This is a genomic window from Pedobacter psychrodurus, from assembly GCF_032678585.1.
Lineage (GTDB): Bacteria > Bacteroidota > Bacteroidia > Sphingobacteriales > Sphingobacteriaceae > Pedobacter > Pedobacter psychrodurus_A.
This window is the reverse complement of sequence record NZ_JAVTSN010000028.1, coordinates 26,694-39,278: the sequence shown is the minus strand read 5'-3', so window position 1 is coordinate 39,278 and position 12,585 is coordinate 26,694. Positions and strand designations below refer to the sequence as shown.

General features: G+C 39.7%; 11 protein-coding genes. 6 read left to right on the top strand and 5 right to left on the bottom strand.

The window, feature by feature from the left end; all coding sequences use genetic code 11:
- Positions 1 to 35: 35 nt before the first annotated feature.
- The 4 genes from R2S57_RS18155 to R2S57_RS18140 all read right to left on the bottom strand — a co-directional run bounded on the left by R2S57_RS18155 (position 36) and on the right by R2S57_RS18140 (position 5,095).
- Positions 36 to 566: a hypothetical protein gene (locus R2S57_RS18155; RefSeq protein ID WP_316846370.1), complete on the bottom strand. Its 531-nt coding sequence runs from the start codon at positions 564 to 566 to the stop codon at positions 36 to 38.
- Between the two features lie 557 nt (positions 567 to 1,123).
- Positions 1,124 to 1,870 (bottom strand): uracil-DNA glycosylase family protein, encoded by a 747-nt coding sequence (locus tag R2S57_RS18150; protein WP_316846369.1) that lies wholly within the window; start codon positions 1,868 to 1,870, stop codon positions 1,124 to 1,126.
- 30 nt (positions 1,871 to 1,900) lie between these two features.
- A complete protein-coding gene (locus R2S57_RS18145) occupies positions 1,901 to 4,129 on the bottom strand; it encodes a histidine kinase dimerization/phosphoacceptor domain -containing protein (protein WP_316846368.1) in 2,229 nt (742 codons plus the stop codon).
- Between the two features lie 171 nt (positions 4,130 to 4,300).
- Positions 4,301 to 5,095 (bottom strand): SDR family oxidoreductase, encoded by a 795-nt coding sequence (locus R2S57_RS18140; RefSeq protein ID WP_316846367.1) that lies wholly within the window; start codon positions 5,093 to 5,095, stop codon positions 4,301 to 4,303.
- A 163-nt stretch (positions 5,096 to 5,258) separates the two neighbouring features.
- On the opposite strand from R2S57_RS18140, the gene R2S57_RS18135 reads away from it, so the two are divergent.
- Complete coding sequence (locus R2S57_RS18135) at positions 5,259 to 5,465, top strand: hypothetical protein (RefSeq protein ID WP_316846366.1); 207 nt, start codon at positions 5,259 to 5,261, stop codon at positions 5,463 to 5,465.
- Positions 5,466 to 5,624: 159 nt separating this feature from the next.
- Here the strand turns inward: R2S57_RS18135 and R2S57_RS18130 are convergent, their stop codons facing one another.
- A complete protein-coding gene (locus R2S57_RS18130) occupies positions 5,625 to 6,683 on the bottom strand; it encodes a DUF5694 domain-containing protein (protein ID WP_316846365.1) in 1,059 nt (352 codons plus the stop codon).
- Between the two features lie 226 nt (positions 6,684 to 6,909).
- Here R2S57_RS18130 and R2S57_RS18125 point away from each other — a divergent pair, with 226 nt between their 5' ends.
- The 5 genes from R2S57_RS18125 (at position 6,910) to R2S57_RS18105 (ending at position 12,481) form a co-directional block, all read left to right on the top strand.
- Positions 6,910 to 7,299: a hypothetical protein gene (locus R2S57_RS18125; RefSeq protein WP_316846364.1), complete on the top strand. Its 390-nt coding sequence runs from the start codon at positions 6,910 to 6,912 to the stop codon at positions 7,297 to 7,299.
- Positions 7,300 to 7,389: 90 nt separating this feature from the next.
- The gene (locus R2S57_RS18120; RefSeq protein ID WP_316846363.1) at positions 7,390 to 9,771 is read left to right on the top strand and encodes a TonB-dependent receptor; all 2,382 of its coding nucleotides are present in this window, start codon (positions 7,390 to 7,392) and stop codon (positions 9,769 to 9,771) included.
- A gap of 7 nt (positions 9,772 to 9,778) precedes the next feature.
- Positions 9,779 to 10,249 carry a DUF4625 domain-containing protein gene (locus R2S57_RS18115; protein ID WP_316846362.1) on the top strand — a complete coding sequence of 157 codons (471 nt, stop codon included), beginning with the start codon at positions 9,779 to 9,781 and terminating at the stop codon, positions 10,247 to 10,249.
- 31 nt (positions 10,250 to 10,280) lie between these two features.
- Positions 10,281 to 11,516 carry a hypothetical protein gene (locus R2S57_RS18110; RefSeq protein WP_316846361.1) on the top strand — a complete coding sequence of 412 codons (1,236 nt, stop codon included), beginning with the start codon at positions 10,281 to 10,283 and terminating at the stop codon, positions 11,514 to 11,516.
- A 47-nt stretch (positions 11,517 to 11,563) separates the two neighbouring features.
- Positions 11,564 to 12,481 (top strand): DUF4625 domain-containing protein, encoded by a 918-nt coding sequence (locus tag R2S57_RS18105; protein WP_316846360.1) that lies wholly within the window; start codon positions 11,564 to 11,566, stop codon positions 12,479 to 12,481.
- Positions 12,482 to 12,585: the final 104 nt, after the last annotated feature.

The window sequence follows — 12,585 nt, the reverse complement described above, 5'->3', positions numbered from 1 at the left end:
TTACGGTTAAGTCTTTAAATGGTGCTCTGGTTGCTTTACAAAGATAGGAATAGCACCGTAAGTCCAAACCACGAACCCATGTAGATTACAAAGATTACAAAATCTGCAAACGTTACCTTTTTGTTCTCAAACAAGTCTGGCCCGCCACCTTTAGCAGGTGCTACAAACTCCCGGTGCTGAAATTTTAGACTAAGGTATCTAAGTAATTGAAAGAGCATTAATAGTATGACGGTATTCAATAATCCAACGGTCGGGTTCCCACGGTACATTTCAATAGAAGGATTTCCCCTGAAACAAAGGAAAAGTATTAAATGCACTACACCGAAGGATAGCCAAAGGATGTAAGCTTTAAAATTGCGTAATGAAGTGTATAACCCAAAATACATACCTAACTGCGATAGCACGATGTACATTACTATAGTAGTCTGTTCGGTTCCCGGTTCGGCAAAAACAAGAGTCAATATTACACCTATCGTTATAATAGCGTACAATACCATGCAAACCCTTTCCCACGGCTTTAAACTGTCATAGTAAATAAACGGTTTAGGGGTTACTTTTTTTCTCATTGTGATGATTAACAGAACTAAGGTAAATAAATTTCAAATGTAGCATTTCCTATTCATGCCGTATCGGGAAATGAAGAATTTATTAACCTCAATATCAGGAGGTTTGGTTTTAAATGATCTAAAGGAAATAGCTAATTTTTTATAAAATGAATTTGAAATTTAAGATTCTTGCGTATTCCAGATTGGATTTTATAGAATTAAAGCAGAATATTCTAAAAGTATTAATGCATCAGGGTTATATAATTACTGATGAAAAAGAAAAGACTATTTCTTTTAAGGATGATACCTTCGCGTTTGGCCAAACACCTGAGGGCTATAGAAAAGTTGATAGTGGTATATTCCATATTAATAATTCACATGGAAATTATGAGAATAAGTATACCTATTTAGTTTCTTTGTTTGGTCCTTTCTACTTAATATAAATAGCGGTTTTTTTGAGTTTAGTGGTAATTCTTATGGTTTATTAGTTGTAGTACCGGCTATTTTACAATTTATTTTTAGGATATCTTCTTTGAAATCAGTAAGTATGGATATGTTGTCAGCCATTCTATCCGAACCTAACGAACAGGCGAGGAATTACTACTAGATTCCTCTTTCGCGCTCAACAGCGCAGTGATATATTTTTCAATATATTCTGGCTTAGTTGCAGTTTTATATTGCATGATGAACCGTGGATGTTCCAGTGCGATGATTTCTTTAAAGAAACCATGTTTTGCATTCAGTTTGTCTAAATAGGCTTTATTTTTCCCTGTTCCCAGACAGAAACAGGTTTGGGTATATACTCCCATTGATATATAAGTTTTAATGTTTTCAACTGTATAGTTTTCTACAGCTTTCAGTAAAGCTTTGCTGTCGTAGTAATTGTAATTCTTTTCCCGTCCCTGCTCATCAACGGAGGTGAAAGCTAGCGGGCAGGGGGAGTTGATATAGAAGTCGCCGTAAAATCTTTCAACTCCACCATAGGCGGCTATCATCTCGTAGATGTAAACAGATGAAAGCTCATGGGCCATTTTTCCGGTATAGGAAATGCCGCAGGCACTGATCAGCCTTTTAGGGTCTGTGAACGGGATGCCAGTAAGGCCGCCGCCAAGCCTGCTGGGGTTGATGCCTAAAATGAGATGTCTTTGCCGCTGGTCGTTATAAAATTTTCTATAAAAGGTTTTAACAATTTCCATCGTTTGAGGCATTTCCTGATAAGGGTTAATTGCCCTGATGCCCGGTGGCAATGGTAGACCGGTATAACGCACCTGTTCGTCTAAGTGGATTGCCTTTTCTGCAAATGTATATTCATTTTTTAAACTCATGCATCAATGGTTTTTGTGGATTGCTGCCGCTCATATATATAAAGATGGCTCATCCGAAATTAACAGTTCCGTTTCGAAAATGATTGCTATGGTTACACCAGAATCAGTTTGAATGGCAAAAGAGCCACCCAATTGTTTGCTTAATCCACGCATTAAATTCATACCCATGGAATTGCTTTTGGTGAGGTCAAAATCCTTTGGCAAGCCAATGCCATTGTCTGTGATCGTAAATTTATGATGGGTTTTATCAATCTGTTTTAGCGAAATTCCAATCAGATTCGAAGCATCGTCAGGATAAGCATATTTAATCGAATTGGTAATGGCTTCATTCATAATAAGGCTCAAAGGTATGGCCTGCGCAACCGATAAATAGATTTCATCAAAATCCTTTTCGAACTGCAGGCGGTTGCCTGGGTCGCAGCTATCTTTTAAATAACTGATAAATTCTTCCAGGTACTCAGCCATATTAATAAGGTCGGGTCCATCCGATTGATAGAGTTTTTGATGGATCAGTGCAATGGAACGCATTCTGTTTTCACTGTTTAGAATGGCATCCTTGGCGGCCTTGTTTTCAACATAATCAGACTGCCGCTGCAACAAGCCAATTACGATCTGCAAATTGTTTTTTACCCGATGGTGAATTTCTTTCAATAACCATTGTTTCTCTTCAAGCAATTTGTCCTTATCGCCTAAAAGATCGTTCAGTTCATTATTCCGTTCTTGTATAATTTTGCTGGCTTTTTGTTTCTGACGAAAACTATTGATGAGTACACCGAGGAACAAAAGCAATAATATTATCATTCCAATAATCAGGTTTCTGATATAATTGGCTTGTGATACCTGGTCCAACAGTAGAACCCGGTCTTTTTGTAATGCGCCAATGGCGGCTTCTTTCTGCAAGGTTTTATACCGTACCTGTATTTCGGCAAGCTGTTTGGAAGAGGCCACATTAAAGGCAGAATCACTCTTTTGCTTAAAGATCCGAAAATGCTCGAGGGCAGACTTAAAGTTTTTATTTGCCGAATCGATTTTATAATAATACATCGCATCTTCAGCACTGTTCAGAAAGGCCTGGCTGTCTGAATGAATGTTTTTAAATTCTTTATCTAAGAACGTACGGGCTTTTGCATATTGCTTCTGTGCCATGTAGAAACCAGCCAGGATCTTATTGCCCCACGATTCGCTTGGAAGTCTGCAATGGTAGTAAGCAACCATTTTTAGATACCAGTTTTCCGCCAGCTTATACTTGCCCAGGGCGTTGTAGTAAAGCCCATAACTTTCGGCTTGGCGCCCCAATTGCAGGCTGTCTACAGGTGGATATTTTTTAAATATTTTTCCAGCTTCAGCTAAGGCAACTTCAGGCTTATTTAAAAACACACATTCCCTTACGAACTCAGTAAGATAGGAGTAGGTAAAGTCTGATGTAGCATTACCAATGTTATTTGTGGTTCCTGTTTTTACTGCACGACGAAAATTTTCTAATGCATTAGCATGCTCGTTCATATCAGAATACACGAAGGCAAGCTGACCATATCGCTGTGCCATACTTTGATATTTCAATGTATCGCCCCTTTTATTGGCAATGTCTATCGCTAATAAGGCGTATTGTAAGGCTTTATTTAAACTGCCTTTATTTCTGTAAATCAAAGAAAGGTCGTAATATGTAAAACCAAGGTCGTTCGAATGCGAAAGTTGATATAATTTGACTGCCTGTAAGCTATAATATTCGGCACTATCCAATTTCACACGGGTATAATATTCGGAACCCAATGAGGTGAAAGATTCGGCTTCTTTAGCCATTTCGCCTATTTCGTGATAAAGTACTGCGGCTTTTTTTAGATTGGTAATGATTTCGGGTCTTTGCTGGTACGAACCCTTCATCATGTTTGCAAAGCGTAACCAGGTGCGGGCCTCCCTTTTTTTATCGCGATCTCTTTGATAGGCCTGGATAACAGACATAAAATATTGTTTGCCACCCCGCAAATTATTCAACCTAAAATAAGCTTCTCCCACCCTGAGCATACCTTCATATTTATTATTCACACGAAGTTTTGCGGAGTCGGCAAACTTGACCGAATATAGAAAATAGCGAAGACCGCTATCGAGGTTTGTTTTTTTATTCCCGGGCTTGAGCAGTTGAATTTTACCCAATTGCTGTATCAGGTCACACTTTATACTATCGTTGGAAGCAGTTTTAATCATGGCCTTCACCCGGGCTGCTTCAGCTTGATCGCCAGGTAAAACTTGCGCGAAGGCCATGCTTTTTTGCAAAAAAAAAGCAATCAAAAAACAATAGATGATCTTCATAATTTTATCCACCTAATTTATTCAAATTTCCGGTAAAAATAAATGGTGCTAACCCCGTAAATCAGCGTTGGTCTAAAACATGTCAAGATGCTTTAAATGCAGAAAATATTGGCCAACTGAATATTATAGTATACCTTTCAATAATCCTCCTTCGGCCCTGATTGCGGCACCATTGGTAGCAGAGGCTAATGGACTCACCAGGTAGGTTACCATGTTGGCCACTTCATTAGTACTCAAGAAACGTTGGATGATCGAAGTTGGCCGGATGGTTTTGAAAAAATCTGATTCTACCTCAGCAGTAGTTTTGTTTTGATCTTTGGCCAGGTTTTCAATAAATCCTTCCACACCTTCTGAAAATGTTGGCCCTGGTAACACCGCGTTTACTGTAACAGCAGTTCCTTTGGTCATTTCTGCCAGTCCCCTGGCAACTGCGAGTTGAGCAGTTTTAGTCATGCCATAATGTATCATTTCTTCTGGAATCTGTACCGCCGATTCGCTGGAGATGAAAATGATCCGACCCCATCCGTTTTTTAACATTTTGCCAAAGTAAGCCCTCGACAAACGGATGCCACTCAGTACGTTTATCTCATAAAAGCGCAACCAGTCTTCGTCGGTGATATCGGCAAAGGCTTTAGGCTCAAATATCGAAACATTATTCACCAGGATATCAACCTCTGGAAGTTGGGTAATCAGTTGTTTAAGAGATTCGGCGCTGCGAAAATCAGCAAGAATTCCGGTTACCTGATCATTGCCGCTTTCAGTTTTGATTTGTGCAACGGCTGCTTCCACACGCACCGTTGTACGTCCGTTAACGATTACTTCGGCGCCTTCTTTTGCTAAATTAAGAGCTATGGCAAAACCTATCCCGGCAGTAGAGCCCGTAACCAGTGCTTTTTTGTTCTTTAATTGTAGTTCCATACGATTTAAATCTATCTTGTTTGTAAATCAACAATAGTTTAAATCTTATGCCTGAAATGTAAGGTATTGATTTTTAGTTTATTATTGATTTTTTGGCACTGTGATGATGGCTCTATTTCGTTGGTGATGGCGTCATTCAACGATATTTAAGAGGAATGTAGCTGTGTTTACGGCAGTACCAGATGATACAAATGATGAAAAAGCTAAAGGTTTTGGTTATGAGCTGATTTTGCCAAGGCTTAAATCATTTGCCGAACTCAATACCTGGCTGAAAAAGAACATCGGTATACATTTCGTCAAACAAGCGCAGGCTGTTAAATTCTTGCAAGTTACTGCCGGGGAAAGCAAATCTGTAATATCTGGAGGGTAACAGCATTGATCATTTCTGAATAGAAACTCAGTTGAACTGGCTTTGGTGTCAGAGAAAGTATCCACATTTCAATTTTATAAAAAGCCGGTTTATTCATTTAAATCGGCTTTTTATCGATTACAGCATGTTTGAGGGGTGCAGGAGTACAATGATAAAGCGCTAGTCCAGTTCATTAATATTTTTTACGCTAACACCGGGCATCGTTTTAAAAATGTCCTGCATGTATTTTCTATGGTTAGCACCAGCAATTACAACCACTTTCTTTGCGCCTGCCTTTCCCGCACCGTTTACCACGTTATTACACATTGCTTTGTTTCTCATCACCCACCAGTGTATCTTTGAAAGCATCTCTTCTTTAGGGAAGTGATCTAGCTGGTACATCTCCGGTAGGTAAAAGTCTCCTGAAGCAGAAATCATTGAAGCTTCGTCTGTGTTTAACCACTCGGTTACCTTTTCTGAAGTTTTTTCGATCTCTTCATATTTTTCAAATCCTTTGTTGATTTTATTTAAACCAGACCTCAATTCATTCTTAACAGGCACGGTAGCCTCTTTTCTGAACAGATTAAATTTTTTATCAAATGCAGCCCATGATGCGCTCCAGTTCAAATCATAATCCTGATTGTCCATTGGTAGCAGTTCCTTAATTTCCATTTCCTGCATCATTGGAAAAGCTATGTTCGCATATTCGGAGGTTTTCAGCCTTTTCATACTTCTGCCGGTGGTATCTAAGCTTGGACTGAGTAATGTATTTACATAATTTTCAAGACCAGCGTTAGGCGATTTCTGGAGTGCTTCGAAAACCTGCCAGAACTGGTAATGAGCATTCGCTACATCCTGGTTAAGGTAATAGGCATGTGCTAAATCTGTTTTGATACGATAGTCTTTTGGATGCACCAAAGCCAGTTTTTTTAAGCTATCTATTGTTTTTGAAATTGATTCAGGCCTTATATCCCTGTTTTTCTTCAGTTGTTCCAGGCGCTTAATATTATCCTGTTTACACCAGTAATCCATCAAATTCTGCTCATCTTGTTTATTTAAAAATTCTCCAAAGAAAGCAGTCGGCTTAAACTTTTTTATCTTTTGGTAGATACCTGAAAAGTCTTGCTTAGGGTAGGTACTATAATTGTGGGAAACGCCTATCAATAAAATCTCTATTTTCTGCGCATAGATATTAACCGGTAGGAGAAGAATGATAAACAGTAAGCGTGCGTATTTCATTGGTTGAGGTATTTGTGTAGTTCCAAATTTGGGCTGGACATAAAGTTTTTCCTAAAATAAATCTATATAAATTTCTATGAAGTAAAAATACAAATAGAATGCGGGCCATACCGTATAATTCGCAATGTGATTTAATATTTTGATTAACAGTGTTTTGAGTATGTTTTAGAACATAATCTTTGCTTAGTTTGGATTATTAGATTTATTAATGCAATTTTGTTGCGATTTGAAAAGGGGATCTACATATCAGCAACAAGTAAAAAACATTTTAGCCATTTGGTTGGTGATGATTTTTGTTGGTACCTCATTATTTCAGATTTTCCATCACCACAAACACCATGCAGATCATAAACATTCCAACGAAACATCCGTTCAAAAATGGGTTAAAAGTTGTGAGGTTTGCGACTATTTGGCGCATCTTCACGCGGTACCCATTTTAACCGCGCATCATTTTGAACTGGTGCCTCCGGTAAAATCTACTGCAGCATTTGCAGGGAGATATTATATTGGTTTCTATAAATTTACTTTACAGGGCTTTACCAACAAAGGTCCGCCATTATCAATTCCTAAAACCCTGGTTTCGTGCCAGGTCCTTTGTCCTTTCGGGACGATTTAATTCCACATCCAAATTTTATTAATGACTAACCGATTTCATTCGGTTGGCCTAAAAACGCGTTAGCGTATCGATTTTTCTATGAAGAAAATTATGATGCTATTTTTTAGCACATGTTTCTGCTGCAATTTATTTGCTCAAACCTATACTTTAAATGGCGTGGTTAGAGATGAATCCCATCGTCCACTTTCGGGCATCAATGTAAGATTAAGCCCTACCGGTTTTTTCGCGGTAAGTGATTCTTCGGGCAAGTTTGCTTTTCAACTGGCCAACGGACGGTACGAACTTCAGGTAAATGCAATAGGTTTTCATACCACAAAGCAGAAGATAGCGATTAATGGAAAAGCGGTTCAGATGATTTTAAAATTAGCGCCGTATTCGCATCTGCTAAACGAAATAACCATAAAAAGCAAAGCCAATGATGAGCGCAGAAAAGAAGAATCGCTGAATATAGACATTGTAAAGGCCGATTTCATTCAACGCAATTTGGGCGGAAGTTTAATGAATACACTTCAACGCTTGCCCGGTATCAAAACCATTGGTATCGGTTCGGGCCAGTCGAAACCCTTGATACGTGGCCTGGGATTTAACCGGGTGGTGGTGGTAGATAAAGGCATCAAACACGAAGGGCAGCAGTGGGGTGCCGATCATGGGTTGGAAATTGACCAGTTTGCGGCGGAAGAAGTAGAATTGATCAAGGGAGCCGCATCATTTGTGTATGGTGCCGATGCCATTGGTGGCGCCATTAATATCAAAGCACCAATTTTGCCTCCTCCAAATAGTTATGGTGGCGAGGTGAACTTAATCGGCAAAACGAACAATGGTTTATATGGCACTTCTGTAAGGCTGTTCCAAAGAAAGGAAAAGTTATTTTTCGATGGCCGTTTTACCTATCAAAATTATGGCGATTACCGTGTGCCCACCGATACTTTGTATGTATATGATTTTGCGGTTGGCCTGCACAAAAACTATTTAAGAAATACTGCCGGCAGAGAAATGGGTATCCATTTCAATACAGGGTATCTGACAGGGAAGTTCAAAACCATATTTTATTTGAGCAACACTTATAGCAAAAGCGGATTTTTTGCCAATGCACATGGTTTGGAACCCAGAAGGGTTGATGCAGCAGTAAACGATGCCAGCGCCCGCGACATTTTGATGCCTTATCAGCAGGTGAATCATTTTAAACTGATCAATAGAAGCGCATGGATAACAGACAATCATTACCTGGAATTGGAGCTTGGCTATCAACACAATTTCCGCCAGGAGTACAATCATTATGTTAATCATGGTTATATGCCGCCTGTTTATCCAAGTACGATGAATATTCCGGTTGATCTGGAAAGAGAATTTGATAAACGGGTGTATACTTTCCATGCAAAAGATCAGGTAATCCTGGGCAATCATGTATTGCTACTAGGTATAAACGGTGAACTGCAGAATAATGTAATTGGCGGCTGGAGTTTTCTGGTGCCTGCAGTCAAACAAAAAGCTTTAGGTGCCTATGCTTACGATAAATTTAAACTCAGCGAGCAGCTGTTGTTTCATGGAGCCATACGGTATGATGTGGCACAGATGAATCTGTTGAGCTACACCGATTGGTTTTTTTCTGAAACGGGCAACGGTTCCAGCGAAAAATTGGTGCGGGCTAAGCATTTAAGCCGGAACTTCAATAGTTTGGTATGGTCGGTTGGGATGAATTACAACTTCGCTCAGCTCGAGTTTAAGGCGAATGTTGGAAAGAGCTTCCGGATACCTATAGCAAAAGAACTTGGGGCAAATGGCGTGAATTACCACTATTTCAGTTATGAAGAAGGCAATTCCAATCTGGATCCGGAGCAGTCTTATCAAGCGGATTTTTCTATCGGTTTAAACACGGAGAAGTGCACAGTGAAGTTAAGTCCCTTTTTTAATTATTTCCCCAATTACATTTACCTGAATCCAACCTCAGCACACGATTATTTCTATGGTGCCGGCAATCAGGTTTTCGAATACGCGCAGAGCGAGGTGATGCGTTATGGTGGCGAAGTGCAGGTAAAATATCAGTTTGGCCAACAATGGAGTACCGAAGTTTTAGCCGAATATGTATATGCGGAACAATTATCAGGCGATAAAAAAGGTTATACCTTACCCTTTTCGCCACCGGCTTCTGCTTTGTTTAATGTAACCTATTCTCCACAAAAGTTATTGGGCTCATCGGCAACTTACTTTTCCCTGGATTATCGGATCACATCCAAACAAAATAACATTGTTCCGCCAGAACGAAAAACAGCTGGCTATAATTTGTTCAATATTCAGGCAGGAACGAAAATTCAGGTCTGGAATCATGCACTTCAGATCAGTGCGCAACTGCAAAATGTATTCAATACCCGATACCTCAACCATACCAGTTTTTATCGCTTAATCAGTCTGCCCGAGCAGGGGAGGAATCTGGTACTCTCTGTTAAACTGCCTTTCCATTTTAATCATCAATAAAAAACAAATGAAAACAAAACAACTACTTCTAGCACTGTTTGCGGTAACCACCGTATTTTCTGCCTGTAAAAAAGATGCCGAAAAAACCGATACGGAGTATCCTACCATTGATTTAACCGGAACAGCCTTCCCGCAACAATGTGCCATCATCAAAAAGGGAGAAAAATTCATTTTTAAAGCCCGGCTGAACGACAATGTGGAATTGGGTTCGGTAAGTATAGATGTGCACCACAATTTCGATCACCACAGTCATAGTACCGAAGTAAACGATTGCGATTTAGGTGCCATTAAACAAGCCCTAAAACCCTTCCTGTTAATTAAGGATTTTCCAATCCCAACCGGTCAGAAAACGTATGATATTGCTCAGGAAATAACTGTACCCGCAGATGTGGATGCCGGAGATTATCACTTTTTAATCCGCCTGACCGACAAAACCGGATGGCAAACAATTAAGGGTATAAGTATCAAGATCAAATAACAAATCATCAATTTATTTTAAAACACAAAAAATGAACATTCAAAACAAACTCAAAACAGCATCCTTGTTTATCTTGTTGGCAACAGCTTTCGCTGCTTGCAAAAAGGACGACACACCAACTGAACCAACACCAGAAGCCATTACCAAAGAGCACAAATTTCTGAGGGTTTTGGTTGCCGACGAAACCTCTGCTACCTTAAGTCTGATTGAGCCCTCGACCGCCAAAATAACTGCTTTTACAGGTAAATATCCTTTAGCGAGCATTTATGGCACCTCATCTGGCCGATATGCGGCAGTGCTTTATGGCGCGCAAAACTTAGTAGAAGTTTTTGACAGCGGATTGCAATCTCATGATGACCATATTGATGTGGATGGGATAGCCAAATGGGCATCCATCACTGCAAACGGAACAAAGCCAACACACTTTAAAAGCAAGAACAATGAATCTTTAATTTTTAACGATGGCGATGGAACATTAAGCGTTGGCAATGATGCCGACTTTAATACAGCGAATGCCAGGTTTAAAACCATAAACGCTGGTTTACTTCCACACCACGGTGCAATGGCGCAATTTACCAACGGTAACTATGCCATTACTGCCACAGCAAGCTCGGGCGCATCTCCTACAAGGGTGATTATAACGGATAAAAATGGTACGTTGGTTTATCCTTCCACTCAGGAAGTAGGGGCGATCCATGGTAATGCCAGCGATGGACAGAACGCGGTATTCGGCGCCTTTACATCCCAGGCAGCAACTGCAGGAGGTATTTTGGTGGTTGAACAAAGTGGTGCACAACGTTTAATCCCAAATCCTGATGGTTTCGGTGCATTTCGGTTGGCTACCATTTTATATGCCGAAGGCGCCAAAAAATTCATCGGTTATGTGGCTACAAAAGGCGCTTATTTCATTGATTTAACAGGGAACAAAATCACTCCGATTTACGCAGGCGCTGATGCTTTTCAATGTAAGGTAGATTATGCGGGGAAAAATTTGTTGGTGCTGACGCTTGATGGCAAATTGAGAATTTATGATCTGCTCACCGGTAGCTTGAAAAAAGAAGGTGCTGCAATAGCTGCTGTTGCATCAGCCGATAACTATAAACCTGTATTGGAGGCAACAGCCAGATTTGCTTATGTGGCGATTCCCAGTGCCGGCGAAGTTCATCAAATCGATCTGACCGATTTTAACAAAGTGGTAAAACACATAGTTACTACACATCCGGTAAGGTTAACCTTATTTGGTTTCGAAAGTAGCGCAGAACATTAACATTTTTAAATGGTTGGCCTCTTTTGGTCAACCTTAAATTATTCCAAATGAAAAAATCAATTCACAAATCAATCACATTGCTCATGTTGCTGGTGGTTTTTGCAACAGGCTGTAAAAAAGAAAAAGACCCTGAAATAGCCACCCCAACGGCTTCCAATATCGAAATTGGCACCGCCAATAACAAACAGGCCATTAGGGGAAGGGATTTCCATTTAAACGTAGATGTGATCGCCGGAGATAAAATTAAAGGCGTAGAGATTAAAATTCTACAAAAAGCCGGGCAAACTTATACTGCAAACTGGAAGTTTGAACTGGCCTGGGATCAGTATAATGGTGTGAAAAACACCAATGTACACAAGCATTTTACCATTCCGGCTGAAGCACCAGAGGGAAGGTACGACTTCTGTTTTATTGTATATGATGAAAACGGGACCAGGCTTGAACTTAAAGAAGACTTTACTATTTTAGATGCCACAAGCATTGAAGTTGACCCAAAAATTGGCCGCGACATCTTCTCTAGAAACGGTACAATGATTTATTATATGGATACCTACGTAGAGCAAGAACTCATCTTCAAAAAAGGGGATGAATTTACAGCCCACGCACAGGTAAGTGAAATTAAGGGTGATGGGATTTTATACACCATATTGATTAAGCGAAAGGCCAACTATTTCCCTGAATCCATTGATAAATTGGATTTCAGTAAGGCAATCGTGATATCAAAAGTTGCACATACCGGATTGCCAAACGCTTCAAAAGTATCAACATTAAAACAGATTAATGGGACGTATGGTGGCGAAAGCATCATAATCGGTACGGAAAGAGATGGCAATGAGCCAATTAGCAATCTGATAAACGGTGAAAAAGCCTGGGAATCGGGCAAGTACAATCTGGTTATTCTGTATAAAAATACAACCTATAATATGAGTACTTATAAATCCATTCCGATCACCATTGTTTATTAATTTGAAGAAGAAAAATAGCATTTATCGTATTTCGATTATGTTAATGCTGGTGATTACCTTTTTAATGGGGTTGTTATTGGCCACTGCATTAATATTCCATTGGG

Bases quoted from the DNA above. Each gene is read 5' to 3' on its own strand.
- R2S57_RS18115 (WP_316846362.1), top strand. From the start codon at position 9,779: ATGAAAACAAAACAACTACTTCTAGCACTGTTTGCGGTAACCACCGTA.
- R2S57_RS18120 (WP_316846363.1), top strand. From the start codon at position 7,390: ATGATGCTATTTTTTAGCACATGTTTCTGCTGCAATTTATTTGCTCAA.
- R2S57_RS18110 (WP_316846361.1), top strand. From the start codon at position 10,281: ATGAACATTCAAAACAAACTCAAAACAGCATCCTTGTTTATCTTGTTG.
- R2S57_RS18140 (WP_316846367.1), bottom strand. From the start codon at position 5,095: ATGGAACTACAATTAAAGAACAAAAAAGCACTGGTTACGGGCTCTACT.
- R2S57_RS18150 (WP_316846369.1), bottom strand. From the start codon at position 1,870: ATGAGTTTAAAAAATGAATATACATTTGCAGAAAAGGCAATCCACTTA.
- R2S57_RS18155 (WP_316846370.1), bottom strand. From the start codon at position 566: ATGAGAAAAAAAGTAACCCCTAAACCGTTTATTTACTATGACAGTTTA.
- R2S57_RS18145 (WP_316846368.1), bottom strand. From the start codon at position 4,129: ATGGCCTTCGCGCAAGTTTTACCTGGCGATCAAGCTGAAGCAGCCCGG.
- R2S57_RS18130 (WP_316846365.1), bottom strand. From the start codon at position 6,683: ATGAAATACGCACGCTTACTGTTTATCATTCTTCTCCTACCGGTTAAT.
- R2S57_RS18105 (WP_316846360.1), top strand. From the start codon at position 11,564: ATGAAAAAATCAATTCACAAATCAATCACATTGCTCATGTTGCTGGTG.